17 protein-coding genes are annotated in these 15,691 nt (G+C 39.5%); 11 read left to right on the top strand and 6 right to left on the bottom strand.

The features are described 5' to 3' along the window. The first annotated feature begins 3 nt into the window (after nucleotides 1–3). Nucleotides 4–648, top strand: coding sequence for an HAD family hydrolase (locus tag VMUT_RS01170; protein WP_048056789.1), 645 nt, complete (start codon nucleotides 4–6; stop codon nucleotides 646–648). Here the strand turns inward: VMUT_RS01170 and VMUT_RS01165 are convergent. Then, complete coding sequence (locus VMUT_RS01165; RefSeq protein WP_237699678.1) at nucleotides 623–2,566, bottom strand: Ig-like domain repeat protein; 1,944 nt, start codon at nucleotides 2,564–2,566, stop codon at nucleotides 623–625. The genes VMUT_RS01170 and VMUT_RS01165 overlap by 26 nt on opposite strands. 95 nt (nucleotides 2,567–2,661) lie before the next feature. On the opposite strand from VMUT_RS01165, the gene VMUT_RS01160 reads away from it, so the two are divergent. Further along, entirely contained in the window at nucleotides 2,662–4,020 is a 1,359-nt protein-coding gene (locus tag VMUT_RS01160) for a tRNA (N(6)-L-threonylcarbamoyladenosine(37)-C(2))-methylthiotransferase (RefSeq protein WP_013603601.1), read from the top strand. A gap of 10 nt (nucleotides 4,021–4,030) precedes the next feature. On the opposite strand, the gene VMUT_RS01155 is transcribed toward VMUT_RS01160, so the two are convergent. Next, complete coding sequence (locus VMUT_RS01155; RefSeq protein ID WP_148224617.1) at nucleotides 4,031–5,191, bottom strand: ABC transporter permease; 1,161 nt, start codon at nucleotides 5,189–5,191, stop codon at nucleotides 4,031–4,033. 261 nt (nucleotides 5,192–5,452) lie between these two features. Here VMUT_RS01155 and VMUT_RS01150 point away from each other — a divergent pair, with 261 nt between their 5' ends. From VMUT_RS01150 to VMUT_RS01135, 4 genes are all read left to right on the top strand, one after another. Then, nucleotides 5,453–6,625 carry an NAD(P)/FAD-dependent oxidoreductase gene (locus tag VMUT_RS01150; RefSeq protein ID WP_048056788.1) on the top strand — a complete coding sequence of 391 codons (1,173 nt, stop codon included), beginning with the start codon at nucleotides 5,453–5,455 and terminating at the stop codon, nucleotides 6,623–6,625. A 10-nt stretch (nucleotides 6,626–6,635) separates the two neighbouring features. Further along, a complete protein-coding gene (locus VMUT_RS01145) occupies nucleotides 6,636–7,103 on the top strand; it encodes a helical membrane plugin domain-containing protein (RefSeq protein WP_048057106.1) in 468 nt (155 codons plus the stop codon). A gap of 85 nt (nucleotides 7,104–7,188) precedes the next feature. Next, on the top strand, nucleotides 7,189–7,473 hold the full coding sequence (locus VMUT_RS01140; protein WP_048057105.1) for a MoaD/ThiS family protein: 285 nt from the start codon (nucleotides 7,189–7,191) through the stop codon (nucleotides 7,471–7,473). 52 nt (nucleotides 7,474–7,525) lie between these two features. Then, nucleotides 7,526–7,810 carry a MoaD/ThiS family protein gene (locus VMUT_RS01135; RefSeq protein WP_048056787.1) on the top strand — a complete coding sequence of 95 codons (285 nt, stop codon included), beginning with the start codon at nucleotides 7,526–7,528 and terminating at the stop codon, nucleotides 7,808–7,810. Nucleotides 7,811–7,843: 33 nt separating this feature from the next. On the opposite strand, the gene prf1 is transcribed toward VMUT_RS01135, so the two are convergent. Both prf1 and VMUT_RS01125 read right to left on the bottom strand, forming a co-directional pair. Next, nucleotides 7,844–9,001, bottom strand: coding sequence for a peptide chain release factor aRF-1 (gene prf1 / locus VMUT_RS01130; protein ID WP_013603595.1), 1,158 nt, complete (start codon nucleotides 8,999–9,001; stop codon nucleotides 7,844–7,846). Nucleotides 9,002–9,035: 34 nt separating this feature from the next. Beyond that, on the bottom strand, nucleotides 9,036–10,226 hold the full coding sequence (locus tag VMUT_RS01125) for a thiolase family protein (protein ID WP_013603594.1): 1,191 nt from the start codon (nucleotides 10,224–10,226) through the stop codon (nucleotides 9,036–9,038). Nucleotides 10,227–10,370: 144 nt separating this feature from the next. Between VMUT_RS01125 and VMUT_RS01120 the strand changes: the two genes are divergently transcribed. Beyond that, nucleotides 10,371–11,402, top strand: a complete 1,032-nt coding sequence (locus VMUT_RS01120) for a polyprenyl synthetase family protein (protein WP_013603593.1) — start codon at nucleotides 10,371–10,373, stop codon at nucleotides 11,400–11,402. Between the two features lie 98 nt (nucleotides 11,403–11,500). Further along, nucleotides 11,501–12,265, top strand: coding sequence for an isopentenyl phosphate kinase (locus tag VMUT_RS01115; RefSeq protein ID WP_013603592.1), 765 nt, complete (start codon nucleotides 11,501–11,503; stop codon nucleotides 12,263–12,265). On the opposite strand, the gene VMUT_RS01110 is transcribed toward VMUT_RS01115, so the two are convergent. Beyond that, a complete protein-coding gene (locus VMUT_RS01110) occupies nucleotides 12,262–12,993 on the bottom strand; it encodes a hypothetical protein (RefSeq protein ID WP_013603591.1) in 732 nt (243 codons plus the stop codon). The two genes, VMUT_RS01115 and VMUT_RS01110, sit on opposite strands and share 4 nt — an antisense overlap. 96 nt (nucleotides 12,994–13,089) lie before the next feature. Here VMUT_RS01110 and VMUT_RS01105 point away from each other — a divergent pair, with 96 nt between their 5' ends. Further along, nucleotides 13,090–13,728: an alpha/beta hydrolase family protein gene (locus VMUT_RS01105; RefSeq protein ID WP_013603590.1), complete on the top strand. Its 639-nt coding sequence runs from the start codon at nucleotides 13,090–13,092 to the stop codon at nucleotides 13,726–13,728. A gap of 14 nt (nucleotides 13,729–13,742) precedes the next feature. On the opposite strand, the gene VMUT_RS01100 is transcribed toward VMUT_RS01105, so the two are convergent. After that, a complete protein-coding gene (locus VMUT_RS01100; protein WP_237699677.1) occupies nucleotides 13,743–14,036 on the bottom strand; it encodes a hypothetical protein in 294 nt (97 codons plus the stop codon). A gap of 126 nt (nucleotides 14,037–14,162) precedes the next feature. Here VMUT_RS01100 and VMUT_RS01095 point away from each other — a divergent pair, with 126 nt between their 5' ends. Next, a complete protein-coding gene (locus tag VMUT_RS01095) occupies nucleotides 14,163–15,143 on the top strand; it encodes an ornithine cyclodeaminase family protein (RefSeq protein WP_013603588.1) in 981 nt (326 codons plus the stop codon). Between the two features lie 93 nt (nucleotides 15,144–15,236). Then, nucleotides 15,237–15,686 carry an ArsR family transcriptional regulator gene (locus VMUT_RS01090; RefSeq protein ID WP_013603587.1) on the top strand — a complete coding sequence of 150 codons (450 nt, stop codon included), beginning with the start codon at nucleotides 15,237–15,239 and terminating at the stop codon, nucleotides 15,684–15,686. Nucleotides 15,687–15,691: the final 5 nt, after the last annotated feature.

Raw genomic sequence — 15,691 nt, 5'->3', positions numbered from 1 at the left:
ACTATGGTCGTTAAGGCCATTATACTAGACCTTGATATGACTCTCGTTAATACACTACCTAAGTTCCTAGCTGTATTGAGGGAGTGCGCGGCAAAATATGGTAAGGAGATAAATGGGGATATTAGCTACTTGCTCAGTGTTTATTATAGGGATCCATCTCTAAGTGAGGTGCTTGGTGATTTATCGAGGAATTTCTGGTTTTGGCATGAGTGCTGGCTATTGTATTCACAGAGGAGGGATTATGGTGAGGTATTTCCAGGGGTTTTGGACTCCATGAAGGTATTACGTAGTATGAATAAGAGACTGGTCATAGCCACAGGAAGGGAATTAGAATGCTCACGCATGGTAGATGAGTTAAGGTATTATGGATTTACTGAATTTATTGAGGGTTGTGTGTCTCTTGGTGATTTAGGTCCTGGTCATGATAAGCTTGATCTGGTTAAGAGGACGCTCGACATGCTTGGATTACCATCGACTGTTGTTGTCTACGTAACTGATCATCCAAGGGATATAATCATGGTTAATGGATTAGGCACGATAAACATAGGGGTTTCTACCTGGGCTAGGGAGTTTCCGACGAAGTTCGTGATAGGTAGTGTGGCCGAGTTGCCAAGGCTAATTGCTATGCTTGACGGAACTTATGATTAATAATAATTCCAATTAATGATCCAAGTACTATTGGCGTTAGGTAAGCAAGTAGCATATACCAGGGTATTCCTAGGAAACCCGGTAGTACTGTTATGTAGTAGGGTCCGTATATGCTTGAATTAACATAATCATTACCTGGATAAAGTATTAGGATTTCGTAATTGCCAGGTTTGGGAAAAGGTATTGAGCTCTTCATGTAATTACCCGTAATCGGCTCTTCATAAATACTCACAGTCTTGTTCCCATTCTTAATAACTATGGTTAAGTTCCCATTAACATAGCTAATTGGGATGTTCGTCATAATATTTATACTAAAGGTTTCATAACCGCCTGCGGCAATTAAGTCGCTACTTCCATTCATGTAAAGACTTAATGGGGCCTTCATTATATCCAGGAAATAAGTGGTGCCGCATCCCTTGTAATTGATGTTTCCAGACCATGATACTGCTATTGAGTAATTACCAGGTAATTTAGGTATGAAGATATACTCACCAACACCGCTAGCGTTTATGTAGGTCGTGCCGCTTACTGATGTATTATTGCCTGTAATTAATACATTCAATTTTGCATTAACGATAACAGGTTCCATATGACTTATTATTATAACTTCATGCAGTACCTCTGGAGTTCCATTAATTGTTATTGATAGGGTACAGGGTGCTCTATGGGCAATTATCGTTAGATTAGTAGAGCTTGGTAAATAATTTGGCGGGTTTGTGTAATAGATTGTTATTAAGTACGTTCCAGCCTGTGGTGGTATCCACGTAACCTGAACGCTACCGTTTATGGGAGTATAACTGCCTATTGTTGATGATAATCCATTAATCACATAACTAATTGTTAATACGCCACCTGATATTGGTGGTGATAGTTTTACATAAATATTTACTGAGCTTCCATACGTTATATTAGTATTATTTACATAGGCCATTATGTATACTGTGCCCGGCAATACTATGAAGGTATAATTAATCATTGCCTCCTGGAAGTATGTGGTGTTTGTGAAGGTAATCGTTAACACGTGATATCCTACGCCATAATTCACTAACAACGAGTACTGGGCTGTACCGTAATTATTCGTTGTTATTGATACTACGTAATTATTATCAACATAAATACTTAATTGCTGATCTTGTAGAGGGCCTACGGGTGTTGTTGCATTTATTGTTATTGGTAGGTAATTGCCATAATTAATAGTGCTATATTGCGTGCTTAGGGCTAGGTATACAGGCGTTGGTACTATTGTAAATGTAAGTGTCTCATTAGTATTCCAGGCATAACCCCCGACATCAGTGTAGCTAATCTTTAGGGTTAATATTGCCGTGCCCAATGAATACGGGCCTGGCACCACCGTTATGCTTTCATTTAATGGGGGCTTTACCGTAATAATACTCTTGCTTACTGCGATGTTTGTTCCGGTTATTGTTATTAATGTGGAGTTTATGGGTATGGGTGTGCTGTTCATTATTTTAAGCAACACTACCTGAGGTACGCCGCTGTATAATTTCGTTACTGTTGTGTTTATTATTATTCCCGGTGTTACTGAGGATACTGTGAAGTAGTAATTCATGGTATAGCCCATTGTATATATCGATAGGGATGCGTTGTAGTTACCCTGGTTTAGGGCTGGTACTGTTATATTTAATGTATTGCTTCCTGGTTGTAATTCCCATAAACCCTGAGTTGCGTGGTTCCCTATACTCAATGTGTAGGAGACGTTGACAGGTGTTGATAAGTTGCTATTTATGTTAATCACCATGGTAGCGTTTATACCAGTGCCTGTGTATATATGCGTATAATTACTCACTGGTTCTGAATATGATCCGTAGTACCAAGTGATTCCCGTTACCGTGAATGATGCCGGCGGGTCTATACCAAGGGCCATTAATACTGCGTGGATTATTAAAATGGTTATCATAATCCTTAGGCTATTAATGGATTGCCCATTTAAAAACACTGCTTACGCGCATCTAGTTTTTTAAGTGCCTAGGGATCCTTGTTATTAACGGTAGTATGGCCAATAAATTCACTGTGATAACATTTGGTTGTTGGTTGAATAAGGCGGATAGTGACATAGTGATTACTAGGCTTAGGTCATTGGGCTGGGAGTACACTGAGGACATTAAATCGGCTGATACAATTATTATCAATACATGCGCCGTTAGGGAAGAGGCTGAGAGAAATGAGTTGAAGCTTCTAAGGAAGTTAAGTGAGGAGTATCTAAACAAGAGATTAATTGTAACTGGATGCCTAACTAGGGTTAGACCAGCAATGATAAAGGATGCGGCGCCCAATGCCGTGCTTGTCACATCCCATGGTGCTGAGTTCATAGATGAGGTCGTAAATGGGCGCAACGATATTTATGTATATGAGGATAGACCCATGAAGTACTTACCTAGTTATTACCCTGAATTTCATGGGCACAGATACGTCGTGCCAATACAAGTTGGTTGTCTCGGTAATTGCAGCTTTTGCGTTACTAAGGTTGGTAGGATGGGCTTTGGTAAAGTGAGGAGTTATGAAATGAGCGATATTACTAATGCCGTTGCTAATGCCGTTAGTAGGGGTGCACGGGAGATCTATCTAACGGGTCAAGAGATTAGTGCATATGGTCGTGATAGGGGTTATGACTTAGCTGATTTACTTGAGAATATATTAGGTAAGGTTGATGGTAGGTTTATGATTAGATTGGGAATGATGGAGCCCCTTGAACTTAGCCGAGTAATTGATAGGCTACTCGATATTGTAAAATCCGATTGGCGTGTGTATAGGTTCTTCCACATCCCTGTACAAAGTGGTAGTGACCGTATATTAACCCTCATGAAAAGAAAATACTCAGTTAGTCTCTTTAAGGACATTGTAACGAGGATTAGGAGGGTTTTCCCCGATGCCACAATAGTCACTGACATCATTGTTGGCTTTCCTGGGGAAACCGATGAAGATTTTTGGGCCAGTGTTAGACTAATCGAGGAGTTAAGCATAGATAAGGTTAATCTTGCTAGGTATAGTAGAAGGCCGTTTACTGAGGCCGCCTACATGGAGCAAGTACCTGAACAGATTAAGAAGGAGAGGAGTAAGGTAGCTACGGAGATCTTTAACAAAGTGGCCTTGGAAAGGAATAAACCATTCATTGGTAAGGAAATGTGGGGTATTACCAGTGAGATAGACTTTAGGGGTGAGAATTACATCGTTCGTTCATATAACTATAAGCCTATAGCCGTGAAGAAAGCAGATATTGGCGCATTCGTGAAGGTTAAGGTCATGGATGCAACATCGCATAGACTCCTTGGTCAATTACTTGAGTCAGAGAGTTTGGGGGTTAAGTATAGGGTTGATTTTAGGATTACGGAGGGTTTAGATATATTTTCCTAGTTTCTTTCTATCACTCAATCCTTAATACCTCCATAGGTCTGATTCTCGTTATTGATATTAATGATGGTATTGAGGCAACAATTGATGTTGCTATGGCTATTATTAGTGAGTATCCATATAATGCGGGCAGTAGTATTACGGGTATTATTATTGGTAGGTTTAGTTTAATTATTACATACCTGGCTAAGTAAGCGCCTGCTATTCCCAGCACTATACCCACTACTGAACCGATTATGCTCATGATTAATATCTCAAGAAGGAATATAGTGATTACTTGCCCATTGGATGCACCTAACGCCTTAAGTATGCCTATTTCCCTGGTTCTCTCCCTAACGTTCATGATGGCAGTATTCGCAACACTAAGCCCAGTAACTATTAGGCTCAGTGCTATTATTACTATGAAGAATAAATTAACCATTGATAATGCATTAGAGATTGAACTAAGTACTGAGCTCTGCTCATAAACATCAGCATTTGGAAAATACTCACTCAATGCCGTAGCTAATTGATTAAGATATGCAGGATTTTCCTGAGACAACTTTATAAATATTGCATTAACAAAGCCATCATCATCTAAGTCATTCTGCAATGTACCTATCGGTGTTACAATCATGTTTAACTGAAAGCCGAGAAAACCACCAAGTATGCTACTGAATGTTCCCGTAACCTTTAGGGGTATTATATTGGTGCCTCCCTGAATTCCCGTTAGTACTTGAACATAAATCGTATCGCCAATACTTATGTTATCCTTCTGGACCAGGGTATCCTGCACTATTGCTTCACCATTGCTCATAGGCAATGATCCACTCTCCATGTGAACCTCAAAGTATGAGAAGTACTGACTGGGTATACCAATCAGGGTGACGGCCTTGCCATTAACCTGTGCCGTACTTATTATTATTGCAGGAACAACGTATGATACATGAGGGAGTTTCGCAATTACCTGGGCCACCTCCTCAGGTATTGAGACACTTTGTGAGTAAACCATTAAATCGATGGGCAGTATGTTTTCAACCTCATTGGTTATTGCAACCTTAAATCCATAAGTCATTGTTTCTAATGTTATCATTAATGCTACACTATAGACTATAGCAAGCATAGTCAGTATGACCCTTGTTCTTCTACCTCCAAGGTTTCTTACCGACATTGTAAATAATGTCCTTAGACTCATGAGACTAATTAATGCGTCCTCACGTACTTAAAAACACTTCTAACAGAATAATCAGTCTTCACCTCCATCCTCATTACCTAACATCGGACTGTTGGTCCATCATCACTATGACAATTACAACAATATATATTAAATCCCTATCTTCATTCTAATTTTCATATTCTAGGATATTCAAAGCAATTTATTTATTCACATATACAATCTAATTCATATTTTAATTGATAATAATACTTAAATAGTAACATAAATCTTAAGTCTAACGTGCCAAAGAAAATTCTAGTGTTGGGAGGTGGTGTTGGTGGTGTCGTTGCTGCCAAGAGAATGGCCGAAAGGTTGAGAGGTAGGGTTGATGCAGAAATAACAATAATAAATGATACGGATTACTACTTATTACCACCACTTCTCGTTAACATAGCGCTTGGTGACATAGAACCTAAGCAAGCCCAATTACCCTTATCATTGCTTGAAAGGAGGGGTGTTAAGTACGTTAAGGCCAAGGTGACGAAGATAGATCCCGATAATAGAGTCGTGGAGACAGATCAAGGTAAGTTTGATTACGATTACTTATTAGCGAGTCTAGGCGTTGAGAATGACTTCCAGTCCTATAACTTAGGCGTTGGTTACCATAACTATACCCTTGATGGCGCATTAAAACTTAAGGAGGCATTAAGATCTTTCACTGGTGGTAAGGTCGTTTTAGTAGCCCCTGAACCCATATATAGGTGCGGTGTTTATCCCTTCGAATTCGCTTGTCAATTAGATACATTGTTTAGGAAGAGGGGTATTAGAGATAGAACAAGCATAACATTGCTCTATCCATTTAACAAACCCCTAGAGCCACTAGGTCCAGAGGCCGTTAAAATATCTGAAAATATTGCCACTAAAAAAGGAGTTGAATGCGTAAGTGGTATTAAACCGCCAATTACTATTGATGATAAGGAAAAGGTAGTTACGCTTTCTAACGGTGAAAAGTATAAGTATGACCTGTTAATTGTGACGCCACCAGCAAGATTGCCAAAGCCCTTTGAAGGTACACCATTAGTTGCTGATACTCCTACTGGAAAATGGACTGCAATAAATGTCTATACAGGTAGGAGCTTAAAGTATGACGATGTATACTTACCCGGTGAGCACTCAATGCCATATGTAGGTCTCCCAACAGCAGGTGTTCCTGTGCATTTTACGGCATTAGCTAGTGCGGCAGCTATTACCGGTGATTTACTTGGCCAACCAGTTGATCCTGCTCAAATAAATGCAATGACGTGCGCCTTGGATTATGGTGATGTTGGAATGATGTTTAACTGCGACATAAAGTTAGACTTAACTAGCAATAAGGCTGCATGGATGGGTAGTTGTTATAGTATATTGACGTCACCGTTAGGTAGGTTGATTAAGGATCTATTTTATAAAACCTGGTTAGCAACAACTATGTGAGGTGGTGATCATGGCACAAGTCCAACAAACACAGGTTGAGAAGAGCCCGGATGAGCAGATTGCTGAAGCCCTTAATGTACTTGTACAAAACATTGATGAGATTAGGGGCTTGCTTGATCAGATAATTGAGCTTAAACGCAGTGGTGTTATTGATGCATTAATGTTAATAGTTAATAGATTTGAGGAAGTTATACAGTATCTTTTCCAAGATCCTGCGGTATTTAGGTTATTATCAATACTCGTTGATGGTAGTTTACAGGCAATGAATAAATTAGATACTCAGGATGTTCTTAGGCTGAAGGGCTTGGTTCAGGATTTAGGTGGATGCATGGGTAAGAATCTTGATTTAGCTAATGCTAAGCCTGTAGGTGGTTTAATGGGACTTTGGAGAGCGTTGGGAGATAAGGATGTGCAGAGAGGCCTTGGAGTCGCAATGACCCTTTTGAAGGCGTTGGGTAAGTGTTCATCACAGCAATGATTACCATTATTTAAAAATTTAAAATAGACCTACTAAATAAAAATAGAGAAAAGATTTTTATTTAAAGACTTTTATGGCATACCTAATGAGAGTACAAGTCAATTTTTTGACTTTACTATATGAAATGACTAAGACCTTAAGGGCCGAGATTGAGTTGCCAGAGGGTGCGACATTGCTTGACTTAATAAGGAAGATTGATAATGCCATATACCCAGGTTTTTCTAGGGTTATTCTTGACTGCAACAATAGGATTAAGGATAAGTTCCTAGTACTAATTAATGGTAGGTCCCCAGACTTTCTTAATGGCATTACCACTAAATTATCTGATGGTGATGAGGTAACATTTCTACCACATTGCGGTGTTGCATAGTGACCACTTTTAGGAATTAAGTTTTTAAATTAATGATGAGCTTAGTGGTTTAATGAAAGTGCAAGTTAAGTTCTTAGCATCCCTCTACGATATAACCAAGGTACTTAAGACGGAGATTAACGTATCTGATAGTACTACAATTAAGGATTTAATACAGGTTATTGACAAATCAATTAGTCCCAATTTCTCGAAAGTAATACTTGATGATAATGGTAAACTTAAGGATCAGTACGTAATCCTAGTCAATGGTAGATCCATAGACTTCCTAAATGGACTAAGCACCAAGTTATCCAACGGTGATGAAGTCGTATTTCTCCCACCTGCTGGCGGCGGTTAGAAAAACAAAATAATTTTTAAGGAAATTTCCCTCTTATAAATCACTTTGAACTTGGTTTTCCTCATAATTCTCGATTAACCATGATGGTGTTGATAATATGGCTACGTAGCCACCGAATGTTTGCGTTAATGTTAGATTTTCCTCAACGGACTTGGGCATTACGAATAATTCAATGCCCTTTCTTCCTCTTAACATAAGTGTTAGGTTCATGATCTCGTCTTCACCGACATCCTCACTAACAACGATCATCTTAGCAATACCCTTCTTAATGGCATCCATCACAGAGTCCTTACCGTAGATTAAATACTCAGGCTTTTTAACGGCTAAGTACATGATCTCTTCCATCAGTTTCTTGGCCTTAACGTACTCGGTCTCCTTAAGTTTATCCTCAGCATTCCTAATAGCCTCAAGAACACCACTAATGTCGGCACAGCACGCCGATACTATGGCAATGACCTTATCCCTGATTCTATGGTCAAGTTCACCCTCCTCAAGAAACTCCTCCTTGGTTGGACCTGGCCCAGCGACAACAATGCCCTTTAGGTTGGGTATTTCAGTGAGTATCTTGTTGGTTCTCTCGGCGACTAGCTTGTAGAATGTCTCGGCTAGGTGCTCTGTCTGTCGTTTATATCTTAGGGCTGATTGACCACCTGCGGCGTGTTTATTTGGTACGAAGAATTGAACCTTATCCACAATCTCCCAGTAGTTACCCCTTAGTAGTGCGATCACGGCCTCGCCCCTTTCAATGACTATTATTCCATAAGTATCACTGCTCTTTACCATACCCTCCAGGATCTCTGTATGGAATGATGTATCGCATATATACTTAAAGGTTGATATTGGTATTGGAGGAATTAGGGCATGGAAAATCCACTCATAATTACCTGGATTTATCATGTGAAAACCTGCGAATATTGCAAGGCCATTCTCCGGGGCTTTTGAAATACCCTTTATTGAGTTTATTATTCTCTCGAGAGCATCCTGAACATGCGTCCTAGTGGTCTTATCCTTAATGTTGCTCGCTAAGGCCCACTCCTGTCTAAGCATTGATACGACATCCGGTATTGGCCTATTACTATTAATGTATAGACTAATGAGTGTAGTTGCGTATCCCCTATACTTCTTTAGCAGGTTTATTATGACCTTAAGTTCTCCGAAATCCTTTATTCCAGGACGTCCACGAAGTACCAAAGGACCTACTTCATTTAAAAGCCTTTTGCTTTATTTAGAGCATCTCGATAGCCACAGCCGTGGCGCCGCCTGTCCCATGGCACAGCGCAGCCACACCTCTTTTACCACCAACGTGCATTAATGCCGATATTAATGTCGTAACGATTCTAGCACCACTCGCACCAAGTGGATGCCCTAGGGCTATTGCGCCGCCGAATATATTCATCTTCTCGTATGGTATACCCAACTCCTTATTCACTAGTACGTTAACAACAGCAAAGGCTTCATTAACCTCAAAAACATCGACATCATTCACGCTCCAGCCAACCTTACTTAGCAACTTCCTAATTACGTAAATTGGCGCCTCCGGAAACCTCCAGGGTTCTAGCATATGCCATGCATAACCAACTATCTTTGCAACGGGCTTTAACCCCAGCTCCTTGGCCTTATCCATGGTAGTTAATAATAGTGATGCAGCTCCATCAGATAGTTGAGAAGAATTACCAGCCGTGTGTAGTCCATTTGGTCCGAAGGCAGGTTTTAATTTAGCTAGTTTCTCTAGGCTTGTGTCTGGTCTGATACCCTCATCTTTATCTAGGTAGATCTTCTCGCCATTTATTACAGTATCGACAGGCTCCAGCTCAAGGTAGTACTTATTCTCCGTAGCCCTTAAAGCTCTCATGTGACTTTCATAGGCGACCCTATCAAGTTCCTCCCTAGTTATTTCATGTTCCATGGCAACTTTATCGGCCTCCTGACCCATTAACATCATGTTTGTAGGATCCATTAATCCATCATAAATCATTAAATCAATGAATTTCAAATCCCTACCAATCAAATGCTTAACTCCCCACCTAGCCTCATGTGGTAACGCAAGTGGTTGCGTACTCATTGATTCAGCGCCACCGGCTATTACTACATTAACATCACCAACCTTAAGGGCCCTAATGGCCTCAATAATTGCCTGCATTCCTGATGAACAAACCCTATTAACGGTAAACGCACTAATACTACTGGGTAATCCAGCGAGCAGGGCCGCGAATCTGCTAAGGTTCTGTCCCATACCACCCTGGAGTGTTGAACCAAAGACAACCTCGTCAATAAGCTTACCATCAATACCCGTCCTCCTAATTAATGCCTTTATTGCCTCAGCAGCTAAATAGGGTGTCTTCACATTCTTAAATGCGCTACCGAATTTACCAATTGGTGTCCTTACAAAGCCCGTAATAACCACATCTTGACTCATATACGTTTTTCATCATATAAGCAATATTAAGCTTTGTCCATAATTAATGATTAATAATGGCTTTAGACATTAACTAATTTATATTCAACAGTTAAAAATATCGTAAGGATACAACTTAATTACTTAATATTAACCATAAATTCAATGGACATACTAGAGAAGCTTCATAATCTATATGGACATGAGATTGACGAGCAATTGATCAAGTACCTAAATAGGGAGGTGAGTGAGGATTTTAAGGATACGGTGATTTACCAAGTATCCACTGGTGGTAAGAGGTTGAGGCCGTTAATAACGTTAACTGCAACAAGGGCTTGCGGTAGTGATTATAAAGTTGCGCTACCCGCCGCAGCAATTGTGGAGTTAATACATAATTACTCCCTGATTTATGATGATATTATTGACGAGGCGTTATTAAGGAGAAATAAGCTAACCGTTAGGGCTAAGTACGGCGATAACGCGGCCATACTAATCGGCATATGGTATAGGGAAGCAATTGAGGAGGCAATACTTGAAACTAGGGACCCAGTATCCTTTGCTAGGGAGACTGCAAGAACAATACGCGCGATAGATGAGGGTGAGCGATTAGACATACTCCTAGAGTATTCGGGCCGTAAAGATCCATATTTTGTTGAAAATAGGCTAGGGCCTAGGTTATTGAGTAATTGGGAATCCCTGTATAATACTTATATAAAGATGATAAGCCTTAAGACGGCTGCCTTGATAAGGGCATCATCTGTTTTTGGAGCGATGTCGGCAAACACACCACATTGCGTTAAGGCGCTTTCTGACTATGGTACATACCTGGGGCTTGCTTTTCAAGTGCTTGACGATATATTGGACATATTTGGCGATGTTAAGAAGTTTGGTAAGGAAATTGGTAAGGACATTAAGGAGCATAAGTTGGGAAATGCTGTTATTGTTATGGCTTTAAAAGAACTGAATGATAAAGACAAGGAGGACTTATTGAGTATTCTTGGTAAGGCTGCAATTACTAATGATGACGTTAAGAAAGCTGTAGAAATAATATCAAAGACAAATGCTAGGGAAAACGCATCGAAAATGGCTATGGAGTTTGCTGAGAAATCTGAGAAGTCACTGAATGAGTTAAGTAATAATGAGTTTGTTGAGGATCTTAGGGAAATCCTAAGATTTACAGTAACAAGAGAGTTTTAGGATTTGGCGAATTATCCTCATTTTTTAACTACATTAAAAAGATAGCCCTACTTCATGCTTATAAATTAGATTTACGGAACTGGCCTTGGAGGATTTTAATGAGACTGTTCATAATGAAGTTGGGGGGTAGCGCAATAAGTGATAAGTCGAGGCCATTAAGCTATAGGGAGGATTGGGTGCGGAATTTAGGTAATTTGCTTGCTACAAGTATTAAGGCAGGTGATAAATTCGTACTTATTCATGGAGGCGGTAGTTTTGCGCATCCTATGGCTCTAGCCTACGGTTTAAGTAGATATAGGGATTATGATCAATTAACAGGTGTTTCTTTCACATCAGCGATACTCCATTATTTAAGCATGAAGTTGACGATTACCTTGGCATCAATGGGATTGCCTATTTATCCATTAAGGACGGGATCAGTCTACGTTATTAATGATGGTAAGCCTCAATTATTGATAGAACCAATTCACATAATGGAATTACTTGAGAGAGGGGTAATACCCATGTTGTATGGCGATGTTGTGCTAAGTGATGAAGGTTTCTCAATAATTAGTGGTGATGATATAATGCTTGATCTCGGCTTAAGGTTAAGGCCAACGGCATCCATATTCCTAACGGATGTGCCTGGAATACTTGATGCCAATGGTAATGTGATTAAGGAATTAACTAGGACATCAATAATTAGTGAGAGGTTTACACGGCATATTGATGTAACAGGGGGTCTCATAAAGAAGATTCAGTCAGCAGTGGAGTTGGCTAAGTATACAAGGACTTACTTATGCGCAATCTGGGATTTAGGGTCGATAAATAGGATCCTTAATAATGAGGAGCCCATTAACTGCACAAGGTTTTTACCTTACTAATTATTTGACGATCCAAATAAGGTTTCATTTAAGTACGTACTATTTATGAGTTGTTGCCCATAGATTACTCCCGATGTATTTACAGTATTGTGCGGCTTAACCAATATTAGTAGTGGGAAGTAAGCACTACTTGCATTAATACCAAGCTTAGTAAGTAGTTGTGGTAGTAATGTTCCATAGCCAATAATGAGTACCTGGGATCCAGATGTATAATTGCTCCAGAATGCTGTTGTTATGATGAACTTCGTAGTCTCTGGGTTAAAGTTACAGAGTTCATATACGTAATTATTGAATTGCTGGATCACAGACAGGGTTGCGGGGGCCTGTGTTGGGGGATTAGGGAATACTATAACTACCACGTTATAACCGTGATAATACGTGGCGTTATAAAGTATTGGCCAAACACCGCATGATTCATCCACCAGGTATGGATCGTTAACCGTTAGGTACATTAGTATGGGTTTCGTATTATTTACTAGTCCTAATGCCGTTGCATTTATGAGTGAATTATTGTATGGATTTATTAATGTTGAGAGCATGTAATCAGTAATTACCGTGGCATTAAGCTCAGCCTGTGCTTGCGAGGTCATTGTAAGCTTAGATACTATGCCAGGTAGGAATAAAACAATTATAAATGCGGCTTCTCCAAGTATTACTAACGCTAATGCAAAGTAGAAGAGTTTTCCTTTGCGTTTTTGCGATCTTCTCGTCTTCCTTGATTTAGACATGACTGATGTTAAAACCCTAGTAAATTTATTAGGTTAACTCTCCTAACCTAACTCTACAACAAACTTTATAATTAACGCATTACACGTACTTTAATAATGAAGGCCTTGGTGATTCATGGCTTTGGTTCAAGTCCTGAAAAAATAAATTGGCTTACCGGTCCATTAAAATCCCTAAATTTGGAGATAATAACGCCAACATATAGGGACTTCGAAGACGGGCTTCATAAAATTAATGAATTAATACAAAGCGCTAATGATAATTTCATAGTTGCTGGTCACTCGATGGGTGGCACAATAGCGCTACTTGCAGCATCGACATTAAATAAAGTTGCTTGTGCTATTTCGGTTTCTGGACCAACTGACAGGTTAGCCCAAATTAGGTGGTTACTTGCAGGTGAACCTGGTAGTATTAGGAGGAGGACTTATGAGGAGTTAATGAAAATCGATAGTAAGCAAGTTACTGAGGAATTTCTTATGAGGACCTCTCCCATCAACTACTTAAGGCCTAGTTTACCACCAATACTCTTGATACATGGTACGAATGATGAATTAGTAAATATTCAACAGGTAGAGAGTTATTATGAAAAAGCCAGGTCTCTTGGTAATGTTATTGAGTTAATACGAATTGAGGGAATGTCTCACACACCTAGAGGTAAGGATATCAGAGTTATAGCAAGGGCTATTGAGGATTTCATACATAAGTATTGCATAAATTTTTTAATTAAGTCGTTCTGAAGGCATGCAACGGCTTAATCTGCAACGTAGGTTTCTAAGTGTGATTCCTCATCAATGTACGGTATCTTAACCAATTTGTGTCCCTTATGAAGTGGTAATAATGACTTATGTATCATTGTCTTGCAATCTGAGCACCAATAAAATTCATCTTCATCCTTCTCCTCATTAAATTCCATGAAGAAGGGACATTGCCACTCGGTCATGACCATCCTCATGTAGTACGGGCTATCCTTATTCGTGCAAATACCTATATCATCATGTAACTCATGAAGTCTAAAGTACTTGCAATTAATGCATTTAATCTCCATAATTTCACCCACTATTTTACTTATAACTAGAATTAATAAATCTGTCGCAAAATGCATAGACGATATTCTCCTATTCATATCTATAGAGAATAATGCTTAAATTTTTCATCATAGTTCAAATGTAATATGAGACTGTTAATAATAAGTGGAAGGGAGGTTGATGAGGTCCTAGATAGTAAGGACGGCGTTAACGGATTAGTAAATGCCATAGCCACGGCTTTTAAGGACTATAGCTCTGGCATTGTCAAGATGCCTCAAAGAACGGTTATTTACCTTGATAATGACTGGTGGGGCGTCATGCCCTGCGGTACACGAAACCTTGGTTTTTCCGTTAAAATAGTCAATGTTATTGAGAGTAATAAATTACGTGGCTTACCAACGACCCAGGGAGTAGTCGTACTTATGAATGATGTTACGGGACAACCAATGGCGGTTATTAATGGCACGGCATTAACGGCATGGAGAACCGCAGCCGCGACCGCCGTATCGATCAAGTATATGGCACGAGGTATGGATAAAATGGCAATTATTGGCGCTGGATTACAGGCGAAGTATCATTTAATATTATTATCTAGGGCTTTTACCATCAAGAGAGTATTCATACATTCAAGGACGAGAGAAAGGGCCCTTGAATTAGCGAAAATAGCTCAGGATAGAGGTATTGATGCCATGGTAGTTAATTCAGGTTATGTTGCTGTTAAGCAAGCCGATATCGTAATAACAGCAACAACAAGTAGAGAACCTGTTATTCATGGTTCATGGCTCCATGAGGGAATGCACGTAGTGTCAATCGGCGCCCCTGAGATTAATACCAGGGAATTAGATGACGATGTTATTCGTAAAGTATCCGTGATAGCTGTCGACTCACGCACTGCAGTTATGAATGAGACTGGCGATATAATAATTCCAATTAAGAATGGTTTAATATCTGAAAAGAATTTAATCGAAATAGGTGAAATAGTAAGTGGCTTGAGACAGGGTAGATTAGGGAATGGTGATATTACGTTGTTTAAATCCGTTGGTATTGCGGTTGAGGATCTCGCGGCTGCATCATACATATATAGCATAGTGAAAAGTAGGAATATGGGTACCACTGTAGAGCTATAAAGCCTTATTATATATAAATAATGTAATAATTAATGCATTTCTATGGTGGAAAATGTTGGAGAAAAAGATTTATAAAGACACTATGTGACACTGATGTTGGTGATTAACGTGGTGTCTCTCATAACAATTAAGGAGAAAAGTACCGAAGAGATCCTTGAGGATGTGGATATAAAATACATTCTGAGGTGCATACTTAGGCTCTCACCAACTGAGGTGGAGATCTATTATTTACTGCAGAATAAGGCGAAGGAGCCGCTGACCGTGGCCGAAATAGCTAAGGAAATGAATAAATCAAGAAGCACTATTGAGAGGTCCTTAGTAAAGCTGGTTCAACTTGGCCTAATTGCTAGGAGACCCGTGCTTGCTAAGAATGGAGGTTATACCTATGTTTACTACACAAAGCCAATAGATTACGTTAAGCAGAAGTTATTGCAGTTAATTAATGCATATTATGAGAGGTCGAAGCAATTAATTGAGAATTTGACATCAGCCGCGTTAATAGAGTCATTAAATAGTATGGCGGTTGAGGAAAATGTTGAATAATGCGT

It is taken from the genome of Vulcanisaeta moutnovskia 768-28 (genome assembly GCF_000190315.1).
GTDB lineage: Archaea > Thermoproteota > Thermoprotei > Thermoproteales > Thermocladiaceae > Vulcanisaeta > Vulcanisaeta moutnovskia.
The sequence above is the reverse complement of the archived record's forward strand: the minus strand, read 5'-3'. Positions and strand labels throughout refer to the sequence as shown.

Coding starts and splice junctions, on each gene's coding strand:
- VMUT_RS01170 (WP_048056789.1), top strand. CDS start 4: ATGGTCGTTAAGGCCATTATACTAGACCTTGATATGACTCTCGTTAAT.
- VMUT_RS01165 (WP_237699678.1), bottom strand. CDS start 2,566: ATGATAACCATTTTAATAATCCACGCAGTATTAATGGCCCTTGGTATA.
- VMUT_RS01160 (WP_013603601.1), top strand. CDS start 2,662: ATGGCCAATAAATTCACTGTGATAACATTTGGTTGTTGGTTGAATAAG.
- VMUT_RS01155 (WP_148224617.1), bottom strand. CDS start 5,191: ATGAGTCTAAGGACATTATTTACAATGTCGGTAAGAAACCTTGGAGGT.
- VMUT_RS01145 (WP_048057106.1), top strand. CDS start 6,636: ATGGCACAAGTCCAACAAACACAGGTTGAGAAGAGCCCGGATGAGCAG.
- VMUT_RS01140 (WP_048057105.1), top strand. CDS start 7,189: ATGAGAGTACAAGTCAATTTTTTGACTTTACTATATGAAATGACTAAG.
- VMUT_RS01135 (WP_048056787.1), top strand. CDS start 7,526: ATGAAAGTGCAAGTTAAGTTCTTAGCATCCCTCTACGATATAACCAAG.
- VMUT_RS01125 (WP_013603594.1), bottom strand. CDS start 10,226: ATGAGTCAAGATGTGGTTATTACGGGCTTTGTAAGGACACCAATTGGT.
- VMUT_RS01120 (WP_013603593.1), top strand. CDS start 10,371: ATGGACATACTAGAGAAGCTTCATAATCTATATGGACATGAGATTGAC.
- VMUT_RS01115 (WP_013603592.1), top strand. CDS start 11,501: ATGAGACTGTTCATAATGAAGTTGGGGGGTAGCGCAATAAGTGATAAG.
- VMUT_RS01110 (WP_013603591.1), bottom strand. CDS start 12,993: ATGTCTAAATCAAGGAAGACGAGAAGATCGCAAAAACGCAAAGGAAAA.
- VMUT_RS01105 (WP_013603590.1), top strand. CDS start 13,090: ATGAAGGCCTTGGTGATTCATGGCTTTGGTTCAAGTCCTGAAAAAATA.
- VMUT_RS01100 (WP_237699677.1), bottom strand. CDS start 14,036: ATGGAGATTAAATGCATTAATTGCAAGTACTTTAGACTTCATGAGTTA.
- VMUT_RS01095 (WP_013603588.1), top strand. CDS start 14,163: ATGAGACTGTTAATAATAAGTGGAAGGGAGGTTGATGAGGTCCTAGAT.
- VMUT_RS01090 (WP_013603587.1), top strand. CDS start 15,237: ATGTTGGTGATTAACGTGGTGTCTCTCATAACAATTAAGGAGAAAAGT.